The 24,460-nt window shown below is 68.2% G+C and carries 22 protein-coding genes and 1 pseudogene; 11 read left to right on the top strand and 12 right to left on the bottom strand.

Annotated elements, in window-relative coordinates; genetic code table 11:
* Positions 1–11: 11 nt before the first annotated feature.
* Together AAFL97_RS19465 and AAFL97_RS19460 are read left to right on the top strand one after the other, a co-directional pair.
* Entirely contained in the window at positions 12–311 is a 300-nt protein-coding gene (locus AAFL97_RS19465; protein WP_341646331.1) for a DUF2325 domain-containing protein, read from the top strand.
* A gap of 123 nt (positions 312–434) precedes the next feature.
* Complete coding sequence (locus tag AAFL97_RS19460; RefSeq protein WP_341646330.1) at positions 435–956, top strand: hypothetical protein; 522 nt, start codon at positions 435–437, stop codon at positions 954–956.
* A gap of 140 nt (positions 957–1,096) precedes the next feature.
* Here AAFL97_RS19460 and AAFL97_RS19455 read toward each other — a convergent pair whose 3' ends face one another.
* The 9 genes from AAFL97_RS19455 to AAFL97_RS19415 form a co-directional block, all read right to left on the bottom strand.
* The gene (locus AAFL97_RS19455) at positions 1,097–3,022 is read right to left on the bottom strand and encodes a family 2A encapsulin nanocompartment cargo protein cysteine desulfurase (RefSeq protein ID WP_341646329.1); all 1,926 of its coding nucleotides are present in this window, start codon (positions 3,020–3,022) and stop codon (positions 1,097–1,099) included.
* On the bottom strand, positions 2,991–3,929 hold the full coding sequence (locus AAFL97_RS19450) for a family 2A encapsulin nanocompartment shell protein (protein WP_341646328.1): 939 nt from the start codon (positions 3,927–3,929) through the stop codon (positions 2,991–2,993). The genes AAFL97_RS19455 and AAFL97_RS19450 overlap by 32 nt, the downstream gene beginning before the upstream one ends.
* Positions 3,930–4,031: 102 nt before the next feature.
* Positions 4,032–4,271 (bottom strand): helix-turn-helix domain-containing protein, encoded by a 240-nt coding sequence (locus AAFL97_RS19445; protein WP_341646327.1) that lies wholly within the window; start codon positions 4,269–4,271, stop codon positions 4,032–4,034.
* Positions 4,255–5,235 carry a serine O-acetyltransferase EpsC gene (epsC, locus tag AAFL97_RS19440; protein ID WP_341646326.1) on the bottom strand — a complete coding sequence of 327 codons (981 nt, stop codon included), beginning with the start codon at positions 5,233–5,235 and terminating at the stop codon, positions 4,255–4,257. The genes AAFL97_RS19445 and epsC overlap by 17 nt, the downstream gene beginning before the upstream one ends.
* Positions 5,232–6,209, bottom strand: a complete 978-nt coding sequence (gene cysK, locus AAFL97_RS19435) for a cysteine synthase A (RefSeq protein WP_341646325.1) — start codon at positions 6,207–6,209, stop codon at positions 5,232–5,234. Before cysK ends, epsC begins: the two co-directional genes overlap by 4 nt.
* Before the next feature lie 24 nt (positions 6,210–6,233).
* On the bottom strand, positions 6,234–6,743 hold the full coding sequence (locus AAFL97_RS19430; protein WP_341646324.1) for a rhodanese-like domain-containing protein: 510 nt from the start codon (positions 6,741–6,743) through the stop codon (positions 6,234–6,236).
* 179 nt (positions 6,744–6,922) lie between these two features.
* Positions 6,923–7,606, bottom strand: coding sequence for an RBBP9/YdeN family alpha/beta hydrolase (locus AAFL97_RS19425; protein ID WP_341646323.1), 684 nt, complete (start codon positions 7,604–7,606; stop codon positions 6,923–6,925).
* A gap of 7 nt (positions 7,607–7,613) precedes the next feature.
* Complete coding sequence (locus AAFL97_RS19420) at positions 7,614–7,829, bottom strand: TOBE domain-containing protein (RefSeq protein ID WP_004338061.1); 216 nt, start codon at positions 7,827–7,829, stop codon at positions 7,614–7,616.
* Between the two features lie 14 nt (positions 7,830–7,843).
* Positions 7,844–8,875 carry a sulfate ABC transporter substrate-binding protein gene (locus tag AAFL97_RS19415; RefSeq protein WP_341646322.1) on the bottom strand — a complete coding sequence of 344 codons (1,032 nt, stop codon included), beginning with the start codon at positions 8,873–8,875 and terminating at the stop codon, positions 7,844–7,846.
* Positions 8,876–9,084: 209 nt separating this feature from the next.
* Between AAFL97_RS19415 and AAFL97_RS19410 the strand changes: the two genes are divergently transcribed.
* The 5 genes from AAFL97_RS19410 to AAFL97_RS19390 all read left to right on the top strand — a co-directional run bounded on the left by AAFL97_RS19410 (position 9,085) and on the right by AAFL97_RS19390 (position 18,141).
* Complete coding sequence (locus AAFL97_RS19410) at positions 9,085–12,174, top strand: transglycosylase domain-containing protein (protein ID WP_341646321.1); 3,090 nt, start codon at positions 9,085–9,087, stop codon at positions 12,172–12,174.
* Positions 12,175–12,256: 82 nt separating this feature from the next.
* Positions 12,257–12,535, top strand: coding sequence for a helix-turn-helix domain-containing protein (locus AAFL97_RS19405; protein ID WP_341646320.1), 279 nt, complete (start codon positions 12,257–12,259; stop codon positions 12,533–12,535).
* Between the two features lie 411 nt (positions 12,536–12,946).
* Positions 12,947–14,524, top strand: a complete 1,578-nt coding sequence (locus AAFL97_RS19400; RefSeq protein ID WP_341646319.1) for a methyl-accepting chemotaxis protein — start codon at positions 12,947–12,949, stop codon at positions 14,522–14,524.
* Between the two features lie 60 nt (positions 14,525–14,584).
* On the top strand, positions 14,585–17,149 hold the full coding sequence (dosP, locus tag AAFL97_RS19395; protein ID WP_341646318.1) for an oxygen-sensing cyclic-di-GMP phosphodiesterase DosP: 2,565 nt from the start codon (positions 14,585–14,587) through the stop codon (positions 17,147–17,149).
* Positions 17,146–18,141: a GGDEF domain-containing protein gene (locus tag AAFL97_RS19390; RefSeq protein ID WP_341646317.1), complete on the top strand. Its 996-nt coding sequence runs from the start codon at positions 17,146–17,148 to the stop codon at positions 18,139–18,141. The genes dosP and AAFL97_RS19390 overlap by 4 nt, the downstream gene beginning before the upstream one ends.
* Here the strand turns inward: AAFL97_RS19390 and AAFL97_RS19385 are convergent.
* The 3 genes from AAFL97_RS19385 to AAFL97_RS19375 form a co-directional block, all read right to left on the bottom strand.
* Positions 18,113–19,525 carry a YdgA family protein gene (locus AAFL97_RS19385; RefSeq protein WP_341646316.1) on the bottom strand — a complete coding sequence of 471 codons (1,413 nt, stop codon included), beginning with the start codon at positions 19,523–19,525 and terminating at the stop codon, positions 18,113–18,115. The two genes, AAFL97_RS19390 and AAFL97_RS19385, sit on opposite strands and share 29 nt — an antisense overlap.
* Positions 19,526–19,683: 158 nt before the next feature.
* Positions 19,684–21,063 carry an MFS transporter gene (locus AAFL97_RS19380; protein WP_341646315.1) on the bottom strand — a complete coding sequence of 460 codons (1,380 nt, stop codon included), beginning with the start codon at positions 21,061–21,063 and terminating at the stop codon, positions 19,684–19,686.
* A 113-nt stretch (positions 21,064–21,176) separates the two neighbouring features.
* On the bottom strand, positions 21,177–21,557 hold the full coding sequence (locus AAFL97_RS19375) for a rhodanese-like domain-containing protein (protein ID WP_341646314.1): 381 nt from the start codon (positions 21,555–21,557) through the stop codon (positions 21,177–21,179).
* Positions 21,558–21,844: 287 nt separating this feature from the next.
* On the opposite strand from AAFL97_RS19375, the gene AAFL97_RS19370 reads away from it, so the two are divergent.
* The 4 genes and pseudogenes from AAFL97_RS19370 to AAFL97_RS19355 all read left to right on the top strand — a co-directional run bounded on the left by AAFL97_RS19370 (position 21,845) and on the right by AAFL97_RS19355 (position 24,439).
* Positions 21,845–22,324 (top strand): PACE efflux transporter, encoded by a 480-nt coding sequence (locus tag AAFL97_RS19370; protein WP_341646313.1) that lies wholly within the window; start codon positions 21,845–21,847, stop codon positions 22,322–22,324.
* 1 nt (position 22,325) lies between these two features.
* Positions 22,326–23,368 (top strand): annotated as a pseudogene (gene murB / locus AAFL97_RS19365) (UDP-N-acetylmuramate dehydrogenase).
* Between the two features lie 56 nt (positions 23,369–23,424).
* Positions 23,425–23,886 carry a methyltransferase family protein gene (locus AAFL97_RS19360; protein ID WP_341646312.1) on the top strand — a complete coding sequence of 154 codons (462 nt, stop codon included), beginning with the start codon at positions 23,425–23,427 and terminating at the stop codon, positions 23,884–23,886.
* Between the two features lie 181 nt (positions 23,887–24,067).
* On the top strand, positions 24,068–24,439 hold the full coding sequence (locus tag AAFL97_RS19355) for a RidA family protein (protein WP_341646311.1): 372 nt from the start codon (positions 24,068–24,070) through the stop codon (positions 24,437–24,439).
* Positions 24,440–24,460: the final 21 nt, after the last annotated feature.

The following is a 24,460-nucleotide window of genomic DNA, read 5'->3' as shown; positions in this document are numbered from 1 at the left end:
CGGAGAAGAAAATGAGAGCACTCGTGGTAGGCGCGGACCGGGTGGACGCGATCAGGAACGAACTCATCAGCTCGGCGCATCTCGGCATCACCTGCGCCGAACATTGGTCGGGACGGCACGTGCATCAGAACCGCAAGCCGATCCCCATCGACACCCGCGTCGTCGTCGTGCTGTGCAACCGGGTCAGCCACGACCTGCTGTACAGCATCAAGCGCCAGGCGGCGAACCGCGACCTGGTGCTGGTGTTCTGCCGGCACTCGGTGCTGGAGCTGCGCGACAAGCTGTCGCGGGTGGCTGCTCGCGTCCATTGACGGAATCCTTCGGCGGGATGTCGCTTTGCCGCCTGGACTACGCGTGGCGCTGCTCTATGATTGCGTGGCAGAGGCGGCGCGGGCTCGGGTGAGCGAGCGCTTCGACCGGCAGGAGAGCAGATCATGACCACGCAGTCCGACGAACCCGTTTCCGGCACCGTGCAATCCGAAGCACTGGCGCTCGAGAAGATACTGGCGGTGATCGAAGTTTCGCTCCATGTTCCGGGCGAGGATTTCAGCGATGCGCAGGTCGCCGCGAGGGGTTTTCAGTATCTGCTGGCCCGGGAATTCAGGCGGCAGCAACCGGCGTTGGCACTGCTCTACGATCTCGAGTTCGTAGGGACCGGCCTGCGGCGCGGAAGCTACATCTTCGACTGGAAAGTTCTGGTCAAGGCGAAGCAGCGCGTGACCTCCGCGCTGGCCGACCCGGCGACGGCCGTCATGCTGACGGCGGTCCTGGCGCTGCCGGGTGCGATCCAGAGCTCCTTCGAGCTATGGGAGCGATTGTTCCCGCCGGTGCAGCAGCACTTGAAGGATGATTTCCCTCACGCTCCGCCGGCCGTGACCATCATCGTGATTCGCAAGCCGGATGATCGGGATATATTCACGGGCCGCGGCGGGGAGTTTGATCTCGACGATGCATGACGGCTCTCGATGGGCATGTATGCGTATGCACATTGGGCCAAGGTCGCTGACTAGTACAGCGGGATGACGCCGGCGCGCACATGTGAAAAGAGCCACAGCTTGCGCCATGACTCTTTCCTTTCGCTGCCGGCTTGCGTAACTCAGCGTAACGACCGCCTGCCCGATGCCAGCCGCTTCAGCACCGCGACCAGGGTGTCGACTTCCTCGCAGGTGTTGTAGAAGGCCAGCGAAGGCCGCACCGTCGCTTCGAGGCCGAAGCGGCGCAGGATGGGCTGGGCGCAGTGGTGGCCGGAGCGCACCGCGATGCCTTCTTCGTTGAGGGCGCGGCCGACTTCCTCGGTGGTGTAGCCGTTCAGCACGAAGGACAGCACGCTGGCCTTGTCCGCGGCGGTGCCGATCAGCCGCAGGCCGGGCACGCCGAGCAGGCCGTGAGTGGCATACACCAGCAGGTCGTGCTCGTAGCGGGCGATGTTCTCGATGCCGATGCGCTCGACGTAGTCGATCGCCGCGCCCAGGCCGACGGCGTCGGCGATGTTGCCGGTGCCGGCTTCGAAGCGGGTCGGCGGGCCGTGGTAGATCGTCTTCTCGAAAGTGACGTCGGCGATCATGTTGCCGCCGCCTTGCCAGGGCGGCATGTCCTCGAGCACTTCGCGCTTGCCATAGACCGCGCCGATGCCGGTCGGCGCAAACACCTTGTGGCCGGAAAAGACGAAGAAGTCGGCGTCGATGTCGCGCACATCGACCCGCATGTGCGACACCGACTGCGCGCCGTCGACCAGCGCCCTGGCGCCGGCGGCGTGCGCCATGGCGACGATCTGCCTGACCGGCACCACGGTGCCGAGCGCGTTCGACACCTGGGTCACCGAGACGATGCGGGTGCGCGGGTTGAGCAGCCTGGCGTATTCGTCGAGCTTCACCTGGCCGCTGTCGTCGACCGGAATCACCCGCAGCTTCGCGCCCTTGGCGGCGGCGAGCTGCTGCCAGGGCACGATGTTGGCGTGGTGTTCGAGGTGGGAGACGATGATCTCGTCGCCTTCGCCGACGTTCTGTACGCCCCAGGTCTTGGCGATCAGGTTGATGCCTTCGGTGGTACCGCGCACGAAGACGATCTCCTCCGGCGAGGCGGCGCCGATGAAGCGCGCCACCTTGCTGCGCGCGCCTTCGTAGGCGTCGGTCGCGCGCGCGGCCAGTTCGTGCGCCGCGCGGTGGATGTTGGAGTTCTCGTGCTCGTAGAAGTACGCCAGCCGGTCGATGACCGCACGCGGCTTGTGCGTGGTGGCGGCGTTGTCGAACCAGATCAGTTGCTTGCCATTGACGCGCTCCTGCAGGATGGGGAAATCCTTGCGCACCGAATGGACGTCGAAGGGTGCACGGGCGGCCGGCACGGCCGGGACCTGCTGCTCCACCGCCGGATCGAGGAAGTAGAAGCCAGGGCCGGAGGTGCTTGCCGGCGAAGGGCTGCGCTGGCCGCGGTCGAGATCGCCGAGCAGGCGTGCCAGCTCCGCCTCGCCCGGCAGGCCGAAGGAGCGCGCGGTGATGCGGTCCTCTTGCGCCGGATTGGCGTGTGCCAAGGTGCCGGGCGCCGGGCTGGCGCGCCCCGGGCCGATGTGCTCCGGAGCGCCGGGATCAGCCTGCGACGGCCAGGCACTGGCTTCGCCCAGGAAGTAGTAGGGCGTCGAGGGGGCGCCCGGCACGGTCGCCGCCGGTGGCGGCGCGAGCGGCGGCAGCGCCGCGGCATGGGCTTCGGGCATGCCGAGCACCGGATTGGCCGCCCGGCCCGCGAGTGGCGCGGCATCGACCGCTTCGTCCGGCGCAGCGTGGGGCGTGCCCGGCAGCGGCGCCAGCGCAGGCGCACGGTTGCCGAGCGCGATCTCGGTCTGTGGCGGCTGCGGCGGCTGGCCGAAGGGCAGTTGCGCGTCCGGCGCGCCGCTCGGCAGCAGGGCGAAGAATTCGCCCGCGAGCCGGCTCAGCAGCGCTTCCTCGGGCAGGCCGGGAGGCAAGCCGGGCGGGGGGCCGCCGATGGCGGCCAGCCCCTCACTTGTAGGTATCGAGTGCGGAATAGTCATGGTACTTGCCCACTTCAACGTCATCGAGCACGGCCAGCGCGTCGTCGGAATGAACCACCAGCGAGCAGTAGAGCGAGATCAGGTAGGAGGCGATCGCATTGCGGCTGATGCCCATGAAGCGCACCGACAGGCCCGGCCCCTGCTCGCCGGCGACGCCGGGCTGGAACAGGCCCGACACGCCCTGGCGCTTGTGGCCGACACGCAGCAGCAGGATCTTGGTCTTGCCGTCCTCGACCGGCACCTTGTCCGAAGGCACCAGCGGAATGCCGCGCCAGGTCAGGAACTGCGAGCCGAACAGCGACACGGTGGGGGGTGGCACGCCGCGGCGGGTGCATTCGCGGCCGAAGGCGGCGATGCCGAGCGGGTGGGTCAGGAAGAAGGCCGGTTCCTTCCACACGCGGGTCAGCAGGTCGTCGAGGTCGTCCGGCGTCGGCGCGCCGGTCAGCGTCGAGATGCGCTGCTCGTCGGCGACGTTGGCCAGCAGGCCGTAGTCCGGGTTGCTGATCAGTTCGGACTCCTGGCGCTCCTTGACCGTCTCGATGGTCAGGCGCAGCTGTTCCTTGATCTGGTCGTGCGGGCTGCTGTAGAGGTCGGAGATGCGGGTATGGACGTCCAGCACCGTGGTGACGGCGTTGAGGAAGTATTCGCGCGGCTGGTCCTCGTAGTCGACGAAGATCTCCGGCAGATCGCCTTCGTCCTCGCGCTGCGAGCACGACACGCGCACGTCCTGCGGGTTCTTGACCTTGTTCAGGCGGTAGATGCCGGCCTCGACCGGCAGCCATTCGAGGAAATGCACCAGCCAGCGCGGCGTGATGGTGGCGAGTTGGGGGACGGTCTTGGTGGCGTTGGCGAGCTGGCGGGCTGCCGTATCGCCGAGCGCGTGATGCACCTTCTCTGCTACTGCCATGGTCGACTCCTTTCTGTCAGAAACCATATGGAATGGAAAAGCGGGACGCAGCAAGTGTCCTGCCCCGGGCGGGGCCGTCTCAACCGGCTATCGCCATCAAATTCAGGAGTGGAGTGCGCTGGAGGCGTCGTGCTCGCAACACGCGATCAGCGCCGACAGCGGGGTCTGCAGCGCGGCCGCGAGCTTCTGCGCGGTGAGCAGCGAAGGCGTGACGTCGCCGCGCTCGATCTCGCCGATGTAGGTGCGGTCGAGGTCCGCGAGTTCGGCCAGGCGCTCCTGCGACCATCGCTGGCGCCGGCGCAGGCTGCGGACGACGGGGCCGAAATTAGCTGTCGGCCCCATCCCGTTCCTCCAGCCGTTCGTGGTGCAGGCCGGCCTGGGTGACGTTGCTGCCCGGCGGCACGCTGCGCGTCAGCCAGACGTTGCCGCCGATGCTCGAACCGCGTCCGATCGTGATGCGGCCGAGCACGGTGGCGCCGGCGTAGATCACGACGTCGTCCTCGACGATCGGGTGGCGCGCGCCGCCCTTGGCGAGATGGCCGTCGCTGTCGACCTCGAAGCGCCGGGCGCCGAGCGTGACGGCCTGGTACAGGCGGACGCGCTGGCCGATCACCGCGGTCTCGCCGATGACCACGCCGGTGCCGTGGTCGATGAAGAAGCCGGAGCCGATCTGCGCGCCCGGGTGGATGTCGATGCCGGTATCCGAATGCGCCAGCTCGGCCAGGATGCGCGCCACCAGCGGCACGCCGAGCTCGTACAGCGCATGGGCGAGGCGGTGGTGGATGACCGCCAGCACGCCGGGGTAGCACAGCAGCACTTCGTCCACGCTGCGTGCCGCGGGGTCGCCGTCGAAGGCGGCGAGCACGTCGGTGTCGAGCAGCGCGCGCAGCGCCGGCAGGCCGGCGGCGAAGCTGCGCACGATGCCGGCGGCGCGCTCATCGACCCGGGGCGCGAGCGTTTCGTCGTGGCGCGCCTGGCAGGCCAGCTCGAGCCTTACCTGGGCCAGCAGGCCGCTGAGGGCACGGTCCAGGGTATGGCCGACGTAGAAATCCTCGCCTTCGACGTGCAGGTCAGGCGGCCCGAGCCGCATCGGGAACAGTGCGCCGCACAGGTCGGTGGCGATGCTGCGCAGGGCGTCGCGCGACGGAAACTCGCGCGCGCCGCCTTCGCCGCCGCGCTTGCGTTGCGCGCGCCAACGGTCCCGCGCCTCGTGCAGGCCGGCGACGATGCCCCGCAGATCCAGATACGGAACCGAGGAAGGCACCACCGCCGACAGCGGCGCAAGGCTCACGGGACGGTCGCTCACGCCGGCAGCCCCGCTTCGTTGAACAGGCCTTCGAACAGCACCGAGCTGAGGTAGCGCTCGCCCGAATCCGGCAGGATCACGACGATGGTCTTGCCCGCGTTCTCCGGCTGCTTCGCCAGGCGGACGGCCGCGGCTACCGCGGCGCCGCTGGAGATGCCGGACAGGATGCCTTCCTCGCGCGCCAGGCGGCGGGCGTAGTCGACCGCATCCTCGTTGCTGACCTGCTCCACGCTGTCGACCAGTTCGAGGTCCAGCACCTTCGGCACGAAGCCGGCGCCGATGCCCTGGATCTTGTGCGGGCCGGGCTTCAGCGGCTCGCCGCTGCGAGCCTGCGTCAGCACCGGGCTGGCAGTGGGCTCGACCGCGACGGCCTGGATGGCCTTGCCCTTGGTCTGCTTGATGAAGCGCGACACGCCGGTGATGGTGCCGCCGGTGCCGACGCCCGAGACCAGGATGTCGATCGCGCCGTCGGTGTCGTCCCAGATCTCCGGGCCGGTGGTGGCCTCGTGGATGGCGGGATTGGCCGGATTGTTGAACTGCTGCAGCAGCACGTACTTGTCCGGCTCGGTGGCGGCGATTTCCTCGGCCTTGGCGATTGCGCCGGGCATGCCCTTGGCGCCTTCGGTCAGCACCAGTTTGGCGCCGAAGGTCGCCAGCAGCTTGCGCCGCTCGATGCTCATGGTCTCGGGCATCGTCAGCGTCAGCGGAATGCCCTTGGCGGCGGCGACGAAGGCCAGCGCGATGCCGGTGTTGCCGCTGGTGGGTTCGACCAGCTCCTTGCCGGGGCCGAGCAGGCCGCGCTTCTCGGCATCCTCGACCATCGCCGCGCCGATCCGGCACTTGACCGAGTAGGCCGGGTTGCGGCCTTCGATCTTGGCCAGCACGGTCGCCGGGGCGCCGTCGATGATCCGGTTCAGGCGCACCAGCGGCGTATGGCCGATGGACTGCGCGTTGTCGGTATACCAGTGCGACATGATGTGACTCCTGTTTCCGTGTGATTAGTCCTGGACCCAGGGCAGGCCGGCGTGTCGCCAGCCGTTGAAGGAGCCACGGCGCTGCTGGTCGTCCAGGTCGCCTTCGAAGCCTTCGCGGATGTTGAACACATGCTTGAAGCCTGCCCTTGCGGCGGCCTCGGCCGCCAGGGCCGAGCGCTTGCCGCTGCGACACAGTAGCAGCACGACCGCGTCCTTGCCGGTCTTGCTTTCCAGGTCGCGGACGAAGCGCGGGTTGCGTGTCAGCGAGGTGCCGGTGGCCCAGGGCACGAAGAGGGATTCCGGTACGTGGCCGACGAACTTGCGTTCCTCGCCGCTGCGCACGTCCACCAGTACGGCTTCGCCGGCCGAGACAAGTTCCCAGGCCTCGGTCGGCGTCACGCCGCCCGCATAAGGCAGGCCTTCGTCGGCCGCATGGACCAGGGCGCGCTCGAGAATGGGGTGGAGCGGCCCGGCCTGCGCCGGCTGCGAGGCGACGGGGCTGGTGGGGGTTGCGGTGCTTGCGCTGATGGCCATCTTCCTTCCTCCTGTGTCTTCGGGCGTTTTGCCCTGTGTCGATATACGCAAACCTTACGCTTGCCCCGTCCGCATCCGAACCAACAAAAATTCCAATGGATTCCCGTGCGGTGAATAAGAATCCGGCGTTCCCGGCAACCGGACGGCCGGCCTCCGGATGGCCGGTTCATGGCCGAGTTCTATGGCCGGCTCGGTACGCGGGCTTCGCCGTTGATCAGGCGCCGGGTCTGGTGGCGCAGCCGGGCCAGTGCGCCCATGCGTCCGCGCCGGGCCTGCTTGCGCGACGCGATCGCGCCGAGCGGGGTGTCGGCGGCCGCGCGCAACTGCGCCAGCAGCTCGAGCGCCTGCGGCCACGGCCCGTAGCCGGAGTCGGTATTGATGTGGCCGGCGTCGCCGACGTCGATCAGTCGGCTGCCCCAGCGCTCGGCCCAGGTACGGGCGGCAGGCATCTTCAGCCAGGGGTCGCTGCGGCTGGCGACCAGGATGCTGGGACAGTCGAACGCGGTCTGCGGCAGGTAGTCGGCGAGGCTCAGGCCTTGTCCGGCATCGGCGCGCAGGCCGAGCGGGTCGAAGCGTTCCGGGTCGGCGGGCGCCACCAGCAGCAGGCCGGCCACTTTCTGCGGCCGGTCCGCCGCGGCGACGACGCTGGCGAGGCAGCCGAAGCTGTGCGCGACGATCCACACCGCGCCGGGCGCTTCGTCGATCTCGCGCCGGACCTCGCCGGCCCAGCGCGCGAGCAGCGGATCTTCCCAGTCGATGCCGCCGACGCGGCGCGCTTCCGGCAACTCGCCTTCGAGCCAACTCTGCCAATGCCCGGCGCCGCTGCCGTGGTAGCCGGGCACGGTCAGTATCGTGTGGCGCACGGCGGGCTCAGAGCGTCGCGATCGACACTTCGGTGGATTTCACCAGCGCGACGACTTCGGAGCCGGGCTTCAGCCCCAGCTCGTCCACCGAGCGTGTGGTGATCACCGAAGTGACGATGCCCGAAGGCGTCTCGACATCGACTTCGCTGACGACGTCGCCGCGGATGATTTCCTTCACCCGCCCGCGAAACTGGTTGCGGACGTTGATTGCCTGGATTGCCATGGCGGACCTCCCGATCACTTGGCGTAGAGCTGGTCGAACACGCCGCCGTCGGCGAAGTGCTTCTTCTGCGCCGCCTGCCAGCCGCCGAGGTCGTCGATGGTGACCAGCTTGACTTCGGGGAAGCGGGCGACGTCGGCCGGATCGGCATGTTCCGGTGCGGACGGACGGTAGTAGTGCTTGGCGGCGATCTTCTGGCCGACCGGCGAATACAGGTATTCCAGGTAGGCCTGGGCGACCCTGGTGGTGCCGCGCTTGTCGGCGACGCCATCGACCACGGTGACCGGCGGTTCGGCGAGGATCGAGATCGAGGGCACGACGATCTCGAACTTGTCCGGGCCGAGCTCGTTGATCGACAGGAAGGCTTCGTTCTCCCAGGCCAGCAGCACGTCGCCGATGCCGCGCTGGACGAAGGTGTTGGTCGAGCCGCGCGCGCCCGAATCCAGCACCGGCACGTGCTTCAGCAACTGGCCGACGAATTCCTTGGCGCTGTCTTCGTTGCCGCCCGGCTGCTGCAGCGCGTAGGCCCAGGCGGCGAGGTAGTTCCAGCGCGCGCCGCCCGAGGTCTTCGGGTTGGGCGTGACGACTTCGATGCCGGGCTTCACCAGGTCGCCCCAGTCCTTGATCCCCATCGGGTTGCCCTTGCGCACCAGGAAGACGATGGTCGAGGTATAGGGCGAGCTGTTGTGCGCCAGGCGCTTCTGCCAGTCGGCGGGGATCTTGGCGGTCTGTTCGGCGATGGCGTCGATGTCGTAGGCCAGCGCCAGCGTGACGACGTCCGCTTCCAGGCCGTCGATCACCGCGCGCGCCTGCTTGCCGGCGCCGCCGTGCGATTGCTTGATGGTGACGGTTTCGCCGGTCTGTTCCTTCCAGTGCTTGGCGAATTCGGGGTTGAACTCTTGGTAAAGCTCGCGCGTCGGGTCGTAGGAGACGTTGAGCAGCGTGGTCTGGGCCTGGGCTGCGCCGGCGAAGCTGGCGGCGACCGCCAGGGCGAGCAGGCCGCGGCGAGTGGACCGAAGGGGGATTGAAGGCCATCGAGGTTTCTCCATGTAGTGTCGATTGCGATGGCGGAAATCTAGCCTTCCTGCTTCATAACCTGAACGTAGAAAAAACGGATTGCTTATTCCATTTCTGGCAGGGGCACTTCGAATCGCCGTGCCCGACTCTGTGGCGCTTCTGTAACAGTGTCATTTTCTTGCGTCGAAAAACGCATAATCGTGGCGATGCAATATCGATTCGTCCTGCCCTGCACCCTGATGTGAATTCCGAAGCCGAAGCACCCGCCGCACAAGAAGCCGATGCTCCCTCTGTCCGGCGCCGCCTGCGTCCCTGGCGTCTGTTCGGTGCCGGGCTGTTCATCCTGGTATTGGTCGTACTGGTGGCGGGCGCCGTGCTGCTCGTCCATGAACTGCACAGCTCGCGCCTGCAGGCGCGCGAGATCTCGCGTTTCGCGGCGAAGCTCGACTACCAGCGCGTCGCCGGCCGCAGCGAGGCGTTGCGCTACCCGACGCACGGCCCCTTCGACCAGCGCCTCGGCTACACCGAACTGCCGGATTTCATCGAGCGGCTGCAGGCGCGCGGCTTCGAGCTGGCGGCGCAGACCCGCTTCAGCCCCGAACTCATCGACTACGTCGATCGCGGCCTGTTTCCGCCCTACCGCGAGAAGACCCGCGCCGGCCTGGACGTGCTCGACTGCCGCGGCGGACCGCTGTACGACTTCCGCTATCCGTATCGCGGCTATGCCGACTTCGCCGCCGTGCCGCCGGTGGTGGCGCAGGCCCTGCTGTTCATCGAGAACCGCGACCTGCTCGACGACAGCCGGCCGACGCTGAACCCGGCGGTCGACTGGGTGCGCTTCGCGCGCGCGGCGGCGGCGCAACTGGGACGCATGGTCAAGGAAGACCTCGACGCCCCCGGCGGCAGCACGCTGGCGACGCAGATCGAGAAGTACCGCCACTCGCCCGATGGCATCACCGTCGATGCGCGCGAAAAGCTGCGCCAGATGGTGTCGGCCAGCGTGCGCGCCTACCGCGAAGGCGAACGGACCCTGCCGCTGCGGCAGCGGCTGGTGCTCGACTACCTGAACACCGTGCCCTTGTCGGCGGCGCCGGGGCATGGCGAAGTCAATGGCCTGGGCGACGGCCTGTGGGTGTGGTTCGGCGCCGATTTCGACCGCGTCAATGCGCTGCTGTCGGCGCCGCCGGGACAGGGCGAGATCCTGCATGAGAAAGGGCTGGCGCTGCGCCAGGTGGTGGCGCTGATGATCGCCCACCGCCGGCCGTCGTGGTACCTGGCGCGCGGCCGCGACGAACTGGTGCGCAGCACCGATGCCTACCTGCGCCTGCTCGCCGAGGCCGGCACCATCGACACCGCGCTGCGCGATGCCGCGCTGTCGCAGCGGCTGGTTTTCCGCGACCTGGCAGCCGATCCGGCGGTGCTGCCGGCCCGTCCGGGCAAGGGCACGACCGCGGTGCGCACGCGGCTGGCGGGCATGCTGGGCATTTCGCTGTACCGCCTGGACCGGCTCGATGCCGAAGTCGGCACGAGCTTGCACGGCGGCCTGCAGCAGGCGGTCGGCGACTATCTGGGCCGCCTGGCCGATGCGGATTTCGCCCGCAGCCAGGGGCTGGTCGGCGATCGCATGCTGAACCCGGCGACGCTCGGCGCCGTGCGCTACAGCTTCACCCTGGTCGAGCGCACGCCGGGCGGCAACCGCGTGCGGGTGCAGACCGACACCTCCGACCAGTTGTTCGACATCAACGAAGGCAGCAAGCTCGAACTCGGCTCCACCGCCAAATTGCGCGTGCTGGCGACCTACCTGGAAATCGTCGCCGAACTGCACGGGCAACTGGCCGAGCTGGACATGCCGGCGCTGCGCCGGGTCGACGTCGCCCGCCAGGACAACCTGACGCGCTGGGCCATCGACCACCTCGCCACCGCCAGCGACCGCAGCCTGCCGGCGATGCTGGACGCGGCGCTGGAGCGGCGCTTCTCCGCCAGCCCGGGCGAAGGCTTCTTCACCGGCGGCGGGCTGCACAGCTTCGGCAACTTCAACCGCAGCGACGATGTGCGCATGCCGACACTGCGCGAAGCGCTGCAGGCGTCGATCAACCTGCCCTTCGTGCGGCTGATGCGCGAGATCGTGCGCCACACCATGTACCAGGTGCCGGGCAGCACCGCGCAACTGCTGGAGGACGCCCAGGATCCGCGTCGAGCCGAATACCTGGCGCGCTTCGCCGACCGCGAGGGCCAGGTCTTCCTGCGCCGCTTCTGGCGCAAGTACCAGGGCCTGGGCGCGGAAGACATGCGCGCGCTGTTGCTCGACGGCCTGCGTCCCGGCGCCGAACGCCTGGCCGCGGTGTTCCGCTATCTCGAACCCGATGCGCCGCCCGAGGCGCTCGCCGCCTTCCTCGGCCAGCGCCTGGGCGAGGCGCTGCCGACCGAGTCGCGCATCGCCCAGCTCTACGGCCGCTACGCGCCGGAGGCTTTCGACCTGCCCGACCGCGGCTACGTCGCGCGCCTGCATCCGCTGGAGCTGTGGCTGGTCGGCTACCGCATGCGCAACCCGCAGGCGAGCCTGGGCGAAGCGATCGCCGCCAGCGAGGGCGAGCGCCAGGCGGTGTACCGCTGGCTGTTCCGCACCCGCTCGCGCAATGCGCAGGATTCGCGCATCTTCACGATGCTGGAAGTCGAAGCCTTCCTCGAGATCCACCGCCGCTGGGCGCGGCTGGGCTATCCCTTCGGCCATCTCGTGCCTTCGCTGGCCACCGCGCTCGGCAGTTCGGGCGACCGGCCGGCGGCGCTGGCCGAACTGATGGGCATCATCGTCAACGACGGCCTGCGCCTGCCGATGCAGCGCATCGAGCGGATCGATTTTGCCGTCGATACGCCGTACGAAACCGCTTTCACGCTGCGCGCCGAAGACGGCGAACGGGTGATGGCGCCGGAAGTGGCGGCGGCGCTGCGCAACGCGCTGTCCGACGTGGTCGAGAGCGGTACCGCGCGCCGGCTGGCGGGCAGCTTCCGCCTGGCCGACGGCAGCGAGCTGGCGCTGGGCGGCAAGACCGGCACCGGTGACAACCGCATCGTCATCGGCGGCCGTGCCGGCACCGCGCTGAACCGCACTGCGACTTTCGTCTTCTATCTCGGCCCGCGCCACTTCGGCACCCTGACCGCCTACGTCACCGGTCCCGGCGCCGCTGCCTATCGCTTCACCTCGGCGCTGCCGGTGCAGATCCTGAGGTCGATGGCGCCGGTGCTGGTGCCGCAGCTGGCGCCGGAAGCCGATGCAGGCTGCCCCCGATCCGCCGACTTCGTCCGTACCGGCTCGGTCCGCACGAGCGGATAGTTTTTCGCCGTGTCCCCAAGTTGGGTACATCAGTCTGTGCCGATAAAAGGTACAGGTGACGAAAAGTATCCACACCCCGGAAATGTCGTGTCTGAACCGCTGGCTGCGCGAGAGGCGCAAGAGCCGGGGCCTGACCATGCGCGAACTCGGCGAGCGCCTGGGCGTCGCGCATTCCTACGTGCAGAAGGTCGAGTCCGGCGAGCGCCGGCTGGATGTGGTCGAATACATCTGGTACTGCAGGGCGCTCGACGCCGAGCCCGGCGAAGGTCTGGGCCTGGTGCTGAAGTGCGCCGAGAACATGCCCGAGTGGGGCAAGGAGTGGAACTCCGCCCCCGCCGGGGATGCGTGGGACGGTAATTGAAGCCGTCGTTTTCCGCATGTCAGGGCGGCCGGGCTCCCGCCTCCGCCAGTCCCGCCCGAAATGGGTAACTCCAATCGCCCGGCAGGCGGCCCATCCCTTGCCATACGAGTAGCATCCATCCCGCAAATCACTTGATCGACGCGATCGTGCGGTTTGTCACCATGCCGGACTTTCGGTGCTGGTAATGTACCTGCAACAGGTACATTTGCAGTCCATGCAGGGTCGTGTGCATCCGATCCGGCCAAAAAAACGAGGGGGAGATGTTATGGGTACATCGCATGTCCGTGCGGAAACACCGTGCGGACCGGGGAGCAGGACGGCTGCCGCAGCATGCCGTCATTCGGGCCGCACTTCCGGGGCCATGTGCCTGTCGGTCGGCGAGCCGGCGGCGCGCCGCGGCGGGGCGCCGGCATGAGGACCAATCTGCCGGTCACCGACAAGGAGGTCACCTACCCGCGCGATGCCCACCTGATCACGACCACCGACCTGCAAGGCGTGATCACCTTCGTCAATGATGATTTCATCGCGGTGTCGGGATTCAGCCGCGAGGAGCTGGTCGGCCAGCATCACAACGTCATCCGCCATCCGGACATGCCGCCGGGCGCGTTCGCCGACCTGTGGGCGAGCATCAAGTCCGGCCGTTCGTGGAAGGGCCTGGTCAAGAATCGCTGCAAGAACGGCGACTATTACTGGGTGGATGCCTACGTGACGCCGATCGTGAAGGACGGCGAGGTCATCGAGTACCAGTCGGTACGGACCCTGCCATCGACGGCGGCGAAGGCGCGCGCCGAACGCGAGTATCGGCGCTGGCGGGCCGGCGGCACGCCCGCCGGCTCGCGGGCGCCGCTGTTGTCGCTGGTGACGAAGCTGGTGTCGGCGGCCGTCCTGCCGGGCCTGGTGGTGGCGGCGCTTGCGCTGTGGCGCGGCGAATCGGTGCTGGCTGCCGCCGCGCTGCTGATGGCCGTGGCGGCGGGCGCAGCCGCGGCGGCGCTGCTGCAGCCCTTCCGCGCCATGGTGCGCGATTTCCGCCGCACGGCCGGCCATCCGGCGCTCGTCTATCTGTACAGCGGCCGCAAGGACGAGCTGGGCACGATCATGCAGTTGCTGCAGAGCAGGGCTTCCGAGATGCGTGCGATCGTCGCCCGCCTGAACAACTCCTGCCAGCTCATTTCGAATTCCAAGCAGAGCGCCGACGCCTGCGTGGATGAGGCCAACCGGGCCGTTCAGGGGCAGGGCCAGGAAGTGGCGGAAATATCCCAGGCCATGACGCGCATGCTGGACAGCCAGCGCCAGGTCGCGGAAGCCTCGACGCACACTGCGGAAGCGGCCGAGCAGTCGCGGCGTGCGACCGCACAGGGGCGGGAGCAACTGGCGCAGATGATGGGGGCCATCGATCGCCTGGCGTCCGGGCTGCAGGAAACGCGCAATACCGTCGGCGCGCTGGCCGAGCGCAGCAGCGACATCTCCAGGGTCATCGACGTCATCACCGCGATCGCCGACCAGACGAATCTGCTGGCGCTCAATGCGGCGATCGAGGCCGCCCGCGCCGGCGAGGCGGGCCGCGGCTTCGCGGTCGTCGCCGACGAGGTGCGCAACCTGGCGCAGCGCACCCAGGATGCGACGCGCGACATTCGCGAGATCATCTCGGGGCTGGCGGATGGCACCCAGGCGTGCGTGAGCGCGATCGGCAGCGGCGTGGCGGTTTCGCAGCAGACCGTGGATATCGCCGGGCAGACCGACCGGGCTTTCGGCGTGATCCTGGAATCGGTCGACAACATCAACCGGCTGGCGGGCAACGTCGATGCCGGGATGCGGGAGCAGTCCCTGATCAGCGAGCAGACCGGCCGGCAGATGGAAGTGCTGCGCAGCAGTGCGAACCAGGCCATCGAGTCCAGCGCGACGTTCAACGCACACACCGCCAGGCTGGGCGAGCACATTGCCAATCTGCGCGTGCTCGCCAGCCATTTCGCCAGCAGCCTGAGCCGCTGAGCCGGTGTGCATGGCTGGAGAGAGCAAGGGATGAGCGTGCCGGATACGAGTGTGTACGGGATGCTGCTCCCGGCGCTCGAGCAGTCGATCATGGCGGCGGTGCTGGTCGACGAGAACAACTGCGTGCGCTATTTCAACCCCGCTGCCGAACGGCTGTGGGGTTATGCGCGCGAGGAAGTCATCGACCGGGACATGCAGCCGCTGCTGCCGAAGGCGCTGCAGGCCGTTCATGGCAACTACATGCGCAGCAACCGGGAAGGCGGCAAGCCGCGGGCCGTCGGCATGAACCGCGACCTGCTGGTGGAGCGCAAGGATGGCCGGCAGTCGTGGGTGTCGTTCTCGCTGTCGAAGATCGACCTGTCGGGCCGCATCCACTACCTGGCCTTCGCGCGCGACGTGTCGGACGAAGTGGCCCGGCGCGAGCAGAATCGCCTGTTGCTGCTGGCGGTCAACCATACCGAGCGTCCCTTGTTCGTCGTCGATGGCGAGCGCCGCATCGTGCAGATCAACCGTGCTTTCAGCGATCTGTTCGGCTATGCCGCCGACGAGGCGATCGGCTGCCTGCCGAGCGAACTGCTGATCAGCCCGCACACCGATGCCGAGACGCTGGAGCGAGTGCGCAGCAAGGCCCGGGAGGGCACGGAAGGATTCAACGAGGAGATCCTGGTCAGGAGCAAGGACGGCCGGGACATGTGGGTGAAGATCTCGGTCAACCCCGTCTTCGACGAAGACAGCGGGCAATTGCGCAACCAGGTCGTTGCCATCTCCGACATCACCGAAGCACGGCGGATCAGGGATCTCGAGCGCGACGTGCTGGAGGCCTTGACCAGCAACCTGTCCTTCGCCGGGCTGGGCAACTTCATCTGCCAGCGCATCGAGGCCATTGCGCCGGGCGTGCTGGTCTCCGTGTTCAGGGTCGTCAGGCGCAGGCTGCGGCACTGGGCCGCGCCCAGCTTCCAGGCTTCGTATGCGGCCGGCTGGGAGGGCGTGGAAATCGGCGAAGGCGTGGCAGGCTACGGTAGCTGCGCCCATCGCGGCGAGCCGGTGATGCTGGCCGACATCAAGGCCGAACCGCTGCGCTCGGCCTACTGCGGGCGGATGCCGCCGGTCGGTTGCCGGGCGTGCATGGTCTATCCGGTCAAGCGGCGCGACGGCAGCGTGATCGGTATTTTCGCCCTCCATCTCCGCCAGGATTGCCCGCAGGACGCCTATCTGAGGCGGATTGCGGACATCAGCATGTACCTGTGCGCGCTGGCGATCGAGCGCGAGGAAAGCCGGCAGCAGCTCGACCAGCTGGTCCACTACGACGCCCTGACCGGATTGCCGAACCGCAACAATCTATACCGCTACACCGACGATCTGCTGGCTTCCGGCGTCGAGCAGGAGATCGCCTTCTTCTGCATCGGGCTGGTCCGCTTCAAGGACATCAACAGCTCCCTGGGCCACAGGGTGGGCGACCAGATGCTGGTCGAGGTCGCCAATCGCCTGCGATCCCGCCTGAGCGGCGGCGCCTTTCTTGCGCGGCTCGAAGGCTGCACCTTCGTGCTGATCGTGTCCGACTGCAGCCCATCCCGCGCCGCGCAGGTGGCTTCGCAGATCCAGCAGGTCATCGGCGAACCGGTCGACATCGCCGGCGTGCTGCTGGATCTGTCGGCCTGCATCGGCGTCAGCCATTATCCGGACGAAGGCTGCCGCGACCGCGATGGACTGCTGCAGAGCGCCAAGAGCGCGATGGACGAGGTCAAGGCGTCGAATGGCGGCGGCATCCTGTTCTTCGATACCGGCATGAACGAGCTCGCGCGCGAGCGCCTGCTGCTCGGCACGGCGCTGCGCCGGGCCATCGGCGGGGCGGGCCTGCGCCTGGTGTACCAGCCGCAACTGCGCGCGGAGGACGGCGAACTGTACGGCGTGGAAGCGCTGGCGCGCTGGCACGACGACAATTTCGGCGAGATCCCGCCCGGCAGGATGATCGCGCTGGCCGAGGAGATCGGCGAGATCGAGGCCATCGGGCACTGGGCCCTGCGCGAAGCCTGCCGGCAGATGGCGGTGTGGCGCGACCAGGGCGTGCATGTGCCCGTGGTGTCGGTCAATCTGTCGCCGCGCAGCTTCCGCAGCCGCGAGCTGCCGGATTTCGTCGCCGGGCTGCTGCAGGAGTACGCGCTGAGCGGCGAACGCCTGACCATCGAGATCACCGAGAGCGCGGCGATGGTGCTGACCCCGGAAATGCTGGAGATCGTGCACGATGTCCGCGCGCTGGGGGTGGGCCTGTCGGTGGACGATTTCGGCACCGGCTTCTCCAGCCTGTCCAACCTGGCCAGCCTGCCGGTGACGGAGGTCAAGATCGACCGCAGCTTCATCGACAGATGCCTGCAGGAGAGCCGCCTGCAGGCGCTGGTGACGGCGGTCATCGGCATCGGCCGCAGCCTGAACCTGACGGTCGTTGCCGAAGGCGTGGAAACCGTGGGGCAATGCGAACTGCTCAGGCGGCAGTGCTGCCCGGTCGTCCAGGGCTACCTGTTCTCCCGCCCGCTCAGCCCGCAGGACATCCCCTCGTGGCTCGAACGCTTCCGGACGACAGCCGCTGCGCCGGAAGCCGCAGAGGCTTGCCCGGGGATGCGCGGATGAAATTCCTGCCGGATGCGCTGTTCACCCGCATTCTCGATGCGCTGCCCGTCGCCGTCGTGGTGGCCACGATGCCCGATGCCCGGATCCGCTACAGCAACCATGCTTTCGACAGCCTGCTGGGCCGCCCGTCCGGCCGCTTCAGGTCGGCGCGGCAACTGATCGCGAGTGCCTGCGTCCATGAGCGGCAGAAGGCCTTGCTGCGGCAGCACTGGGACGTGTCCCTGTGGCGCCGGGATGGTGAGGGCGTGAGCGTCGTGCCGGACATCGAGATCGACATCCGCGGTGGCGATGGCCAGGTTCGCACGGCGCTGCACTGCGGCCTGATCCTGCACGAGCAGAAGCTGGCCGTCGCCATCTGCAAGGACATCACGCGGCTGAAGCGCGACAGCCTGCTGTTCAAGGAATTCGCCTTTCTCGACCCGCTCACCGGCATCGCCAACCGGCGGGGCCTGGAGGAGCACTGGCGCGATGCGACCTCCGGTCCGCAGCAGCGGCGCCTGGCCTTCCTGATGCTGGACCTGGACGGCTTCAAGCCGATCAACGACACCCACGGCCACCTGGTGGGCGATGCCGTGCTGTGCACGGTGGCGAAGCGCCTGAAGCGGGTGGTGCGCGATTCCGACCTGGTGTGCAGGCTCGGCGGGGACGAATTCGGCCTGCTGCTCGACGTGCCGGGAAAGCTCGAGCGGATGGACGACATCTGCCAGCGCATCGTCGACCTGGTCGGCGAGCCCATCGTCCTGGCGGACCGGACGGTCCATGTCACCACGAGCATGGGTGCCTGCATTTATCCCGAGCAGGCGGCGGACTTGCATCAACTGCTGCAGCGGGCCGATCTCGCGCTGTACGAGATCAAGAAATCGCGCAAGGGGCAGTGGCGGTGGTGGGCGCCCACCCGCGAGGGCGCGGCGGGGCGGCTCGTGTCCAAGGACGGCGCGCCGTCCCGCCTGCCCGGCGTCGGCCTCAGTGCCCGCCCAGTGCCAGGGGATTGAAGGGCTTGCCGTTGACCGTCAACTGGCCCTGGCGGAAGGCCGCCTGGGTCTTGACGATGCCGCCGCTGCGCTGCAGATAGCCTTGCGCTTCCAGCGCGCCGAGCTGGGCGTCGAGTTGTGCCGCCGCGAACGCCGCTTGGTCCTCGTTTTCAGCCTCGCTGCTGCCGAAGGCCAGCAACAGGGCCTGCGGCACCGACAGGTCGGCCGCCGCCTGCAGCTTGGCGATCAGCATCATCGGATTGGCCAGTTCTTCGGGCTGCAGGCCGTCGAGCCTGAGCTGCGCCGACAGGTCGGCCTTGCCGTGCGGGCTGGTGAAGCTGACGCGGTCGATGCTGAACGCCGGGTTGTGGCCGAGCAAGGCCATCGCCGGCTCGGCCAGCGGGGCGAACACCGCCGTGGGGTCTTCGGCCTGGGCGGCAAGTGCCGCGGGGTCGGAGCCGATCTCGATCAGCTTGCGCCACAGCGTCACCAGGGTGCGTCCGTGCAGGTGCGTGAGCGAGAAGTCGTAGTGGGCGGGGCCGTAGTCGGCATCGCCGATGCGCAGCACGTCGGTGCCGATCAGCGCCTTGATGTCGACGTAGTCGCCTTCGGCCGGAACGTCGATGTCGTAGCTCATGCGTTCGAGCTGGAAGGCCATGCCGTCGAGCTCGCTGTCCTCCTTGCCGCTGACATCCATCGACGCCACCGTCGCGCGCTGCCTGCCGACATGCAGCCAGGGCTCGTCGTCGAACAGGCGGCGCTGGTCGCCGTCGAAGCTCAGCCCGGACAGCGTGATGCGCATGTTGGGGTCTTCCATCGACATGCTTTCCGCCGTGCCCTTGGTGGTGTAGCTGCGCAGGCCGGCGCTGAAGGCGACGTCCGCCTTCAGCCCGCCGAGGCCGATGCGCAGTTCGTTGCCGGTGCCGTCGGGCATGCCGAATTCCAGTGCGGGGCTGTCGACCGCCGAGCGGCCGCTGCCGTCGAACTGGAACACCGTGCGGGCCGTCAGCGGTGCCCTGCCATTCAGCGCCGCTGCCAGCCTCTCGCCCTGTTCGCCGTCGATCACGAGCTCGGTGTCCATCGTTGCCGCGGCCAGCGTCGACAAGCCCGGCAGCGGACCGTGCTCGATCCGGTTGATGGCATGCATGCGGAATGGCTCGCCCGCCTGCAGCGTGCCGTCTTCGGCGACGAACGGCATCGCCATCTCGAAGCTGACTTTCTCGGTGCTGGAGAACAGGCCGCGCTCGTAGCTGCGTTCGGCGATCTTCAGCGTGGGGTGCGACTGCATCTCGGCGTATTGCTCATCCAGGATGGTCTGGATCTTCTGGCCGGCAAACCATGCGGCGGCGGGGTAGCTCAGGGCGATCACGGCCAGCGCGGCTGCGATCTTGGTGGGGCGGTTCATCCGGGGGTTTCCTTTTTCCGGTCAAGAGGTCGTGGCGGGCCGCAGTCGGGCGCCACCGCAGGTACAGGCCATCGCGTCCATGTCATTGATGCGTCGCAAAACGGCGCACAGTATATGTGAATGGGGTGATGGCCGGGAGCAGCCGCCCGGCCGGCTGCTCAGGAATTCGGCGCGGGGGCAGTCCTGGGCGCGTCGACCGTTTCGACCAAGGGTTCGGCAGCGGTGTCCGTGGTGCCGTCCGCGGATGCGCCGAGGGGTTCGCTGGCGGCTTGGTCGCCGGCGTCGGGCTGCGCCTTCGTGCTTGCTTCCGCATCCGGTGCCACCATGTCCAGCGCCGTGGGCGAGGTGCGCAGCATCGGCGAGAAGTGCGCGGCCTCGTCGACGATCTCGTCGCTGCCGCGGCGGGCCTGCAGCAGCGCGAAGACTGCCAGCGGCGCGAAGGCGATGGCGAAATGCAGCGGCAGGCCGGCAGGGCCGGCGAAGCCGAGCAGCGCACCGGCGATCATCGGGCCGATGGCGGCGCCGACGCCATGCAGGAACAGGATGCCGGTGTTGCCGGCGAGGATGTCCTGCTGGTGCACATGGTCGATCAGGTGGGCGACGGTGACCGGATAGATGGTGAACGCGGCGCCGCCGAAGATGAAGAAGCCGGCCAGCGCGACGGCTTCGATACTGCCGGTGACGTCGCCCAGCGCCGCCATCACGGCGCCGGTGATGGCAGCCGCGGCTGCGACCAGGCCCAGTGCGCGGCGGCGGTCGCCGCTGTCCGACAGGCGGCCGATCGGCCATTGCAGCAGCGCGCCGCCCAGGATGGCGCTGCTCATCAGCATCGCGATGCCGGTCGGGTCGAGGCCGATGCGCTGGCCGTAGATCGGCCCCAGGCTCCAGAACGCACCCATGCCGATGCCCGACGACAGCGCGCCGACGAAGGCCGCCGGCGCCGCGCGCCACACCATGCGCAAGTCGAGCTTGGGCGTGTGTCCGAGCTGCGGCTGGGGCAGGCGGGTCATGGTCACCGGCAGCAGCGACAGACAGGCGAAGATGGCGGCGACCGCGAACAGGGTGAAGTTCCCCGGCCCGTCGAGCCGCAGCAACTGCTGGGCGCCGGCCAGCGCCAGCAGGTTGACCACCATGTACACCGCGAATACCTGGCCGCGCCGCTCGGACGTCGTCTGCTCGTTGAGCCAGCTTTCGATCACGGTGTAGAAACCGACCAGCGCCACGCCGGTGATCACGCGCAGCACCATCCAGAATGCCGCGTGCACGACGAGCACGTGCAGCAGCATGCAGGCGGCCACCGCGGCGCCGAAGAAGGCGAAGGCGCGGATGTGGCCCATGCGCCGGATCAGGCGCGGGGCGACGAAGGCGCCGAGGAAGAAGCCGAGGAAGTAGGTCGAGCCGATCAGGCCAAGCGTGGTGTCGGAAAAACCTTCCAGGCCGCCGCGCAGGGCGACGATGGTGTTGAGCAGGCCGGAGCCGAGCAGCAGCAGGGCGATGCCGGCGAGCAGGGAGCCGATCGGCAGCAGGGTAGGGAGCATGGGCGGAATCTCGAAGACCGGCGATGCCGGCACAAGCACGTCTTGACGACTATTCGGGCAAATAGTTTAGCCGGCGTGCGTTGTGGAACGGGAACCGTCCATGTGGCGCTTTGTTACTCGAAGGATGGCAGGCTCGGCTGCTCGACCGGCTTGCCGGCGGCCGCCCAGGCGTCGAAGCCGCCGGCGATGGAACGCACCCGGGTGTAGCCCATGTCCTGCATCGCGCAGGCGGCCAGCGCGGCGCGGCCGCTGGTCTTGCAGTAGAGCAGCACGTCGAGATCGCGTGCGCCCAGCTCCGGCGCGCCGCTGAGCCTGAACTCGAGCAGGCCGCGCGGAATGTGGGTGGCGCCCGGAATGTGGCCGGCGGCGAACTCGTCGGCTTCGCGCACGTCGATGACGAGATCGGCGCCGCGGACGGCGGCTTCGGCTTCATCGACGGTGATTTCGGCGACGCGGGCCTTGGCGGCGACGACGAGGTCATGAGCGGTTTTCATGGCGGTGCTCCTTCTCTGTGCGGGGCGGGATCAGAATCAGTGATGGCTTATATTTTAGCAGCGTGATGCCGCACCCGCCGCCGCGTGCCACGCTTGCCAGAAGTGAGGGGGATTTGCTAAAAGGTTCGCTGGTCCGCGCCAGTGGACCTCGTGTTCCGACGCGGGGACGGCCCCGCCCGCCATGCGCAATGACGCAGCGACCGTCGGTTACCCACGGGACGACCCGTGCTGACGGCAACCCCCTGGGTTCAACCCTCGGGGTCGCATCTTCATTGCAGGATTTCACCGTGTCTTCAAAACCCAAACTTCGCTCGCTGGGCGACCGGCTGCGCCAGATCACGATGTTCGAGGTCGGCGGGCTGCTGATCGTCACGCCGCCTTTCGCCTGGGGCAGCGGCGTCCCCATCACCGAATCGCTCGGCCTGCTGGCGCTGCTGGCATTGATCGCGGCGATCTGGAACGGCTGCTACAACACCAGCTTCGACTGGCTCGAAGGCCGGCTCACCGGCCGTCAGGCCGACCGCCGGCCTTTCCGTCTGCGCTGCATCCACGCGGTCGGCTTCGAGCTGGGCCTGTTCGGCATGACGCTGCCGATCATCGTCTGGTGGACCGGCATGGGCTGGATCGAGGCGGCGATCGCCGACATCTTCCTCGCCATCACCTACACGGTGTACGCGCTGCTGTTCAACATGGGCTACGACCGCCTGTTCCCCATCCCCGACACGCCTGCCGCCCCCGAGCGCGACACGGTGAGGCTGGAGCGCTGAGATGCCCGGTGCATCGCCGTGCGTCGAGGTGCAGGCCGACCTCACCGCACTCAACACCTTCGGCCTGCGCGCGCGCGCGGCGAAGCTGCTGCGCCTGCGCTCGACGGATGAACTTGCCGCTGCCATCGCCGCGCCCGGCTGGACGTCGGAACCGCGGCTGGTGCTCGGTGGCGGCAGCAATCTGGTGCTGCGCGGCGACTTCGCCGGCACCGTGCTGAAGGTGGAAATCGCCGGCCGCCGCCTGGTGCGCGAGGATATCGATGCCTGGATCGTCGAGGCCGGTGCGGGCGAGCCGTGGCACGACTTCGTGCGCTGGACGCTGCAGCAGGGTTGGCCCGGGCTGGAGAACCTGTCGCTGATTCCCGGCACCGTCGGCGCGGCGCCGATCCAGAACGTCGGCGCCTACGGCATCGAAACCGCCGACCGCTTCGACTCGCTCGACGCGATCGAGCTCGAAACCGGCGAACGCCGGGTCTTCACCCTGGTCGACTGCGCCTTCGGCTACCGCGACAGCGTGTTCAAGCGCAACCCTGGCCGCTGGCTGGTCACGGCAGTGCGCTTCCGCCTGCCTAAACCCTGGCAGGCCGTGACCCGCTACGCCGACGTCGAACGCGAGCTGGCCGCCGCCGGCATCACCGCGCCCACGCCGCTCGACATCTCCGACGCCGTCGTCGCCATCCGCCGCCGCAAGCTGCCCGACCCCGCCGAAATCGGCAACGCCGGCAGCTTCTTCAAGAACCCGGTGGTCGACGCCGCCCACTGCGCCCGCCTGCTGGCAGCGCACCCGTTGATGCCGCACTACCCGCAGCCAGCCGGCCGCGAGAAGCTCGCCGCCGGCTGGCTGATCGAACAGGCCGGCTGGAAAGGCCGCGACCTCGGCCCGGTGGGCTGCTTCGAGCGCCAGGCGCTGGTGCTGGTCAATCGGGGGGGGGCGACGGGGGGGACGTGGAGCGGATCGCGCGGGCGATCGTGGCCGACGTGGAGGGGCGCTTCGGCGTGATGCTGGAGGCGGAGCCGGTGTTTGTGGGTGGGGGCAGTCGGTAGTAAGCTGCCTCGGGTCGCCGTTGTTATGCGGCGCGACTTGAAGCCTCGTTCAAACAATGCAGTGGCTCGAGACAAAAATTCCGCCGCCGGTCGTCATGGTGCTGCTTGGTGCCGTCGTTTATGGCGCAGCACCTTTGCTGCCAGGGCTCTCCTTTGAGTTTGCGCTGCGCACCACGCTCGCGATTGCGCTGGTCCTTGCAGGCCTGGCCTTGAATATCCTTCCTGCATTCGCCTTTCTGCGCGCAGGTACCACCTTCAATCCGCTCCGGCCCGCTTCGGCCACGAGCCTGGTGACATCCGGTATTTATCGCCATACCCGCAACCCGATGTACCTCGGCGACTCCGTAATCCTGCTGGGATGGACGCTATACCTCGGCAATGCCGCGGCTTTCGTGGCCGTCCCGGCCTTCATGCTTTACATCACGCGATTCCAGATCCAGCCGGAGGAACGGCATCTGTCCGCTCGCTTCCCGGAAGCGTACGCGAGCTTCTGCAAGCGAACCCCGCGTTGGCTGTGAACCCTGATAATCGACGCATGGCAGGCAAGTAGATCACCAACGGCATCGCCGGGCCGTGTGCCATGTTTTTGTTTGATGATCGCGGTCCTGGTGTTGCTGTGCTCGTTCCCCGGCATCGCCACCTGCTCGCCCGGCAGGATGTAAGCTTGTTCGCCATTGAACCCAGTAAAGGAAACCCGCCATGTCCACACCTGAATCCGCCCTGCAACGCCGCCACGTCGGCCCGCGCCTGTCCGAAAGCGCCGTGTTCAACGGCGTGGTCTATCTGGCCGGACAGATACCGGAGAACAGCCCCGGTGCCGACATCGCCACCCAGACCCGCGAGGTGCTGGGCCACGTCGAGCGCCTGCTGGAAGAAGCCGGTTCCAGCAAGCGCAGCATCCTGCAATGCCAGATCTTCCTGGCCGACATCAGCGAGATCGGCGCGATGAACACCGTCTGGGACGAGTGGATCGTGCCCGGCCACACCCCGCCGCGCGCGACGGTGCAGGCGCAACTGGCCAATCCGGCCTACCGGATCGAGATCGTGGTGGTCGGCGCGATCGAGCGCTGACGCCCCCGCGCAGGTGGCCGG

The sequence above is a fragment of the Thauera sp. SDU_THAU2 genome (assembly GCF_038260575.1).
Classification (GTDB): Bacteria; Pseudomonadota; Gammaproteobacteria; order Burkholderiales; family Rhodocyclaceae; genus Thauera.
Note: the sequence above shows the minus strand (reverse complement) of the source record. Positions and strands in the feature narration are given on the sequence as shown.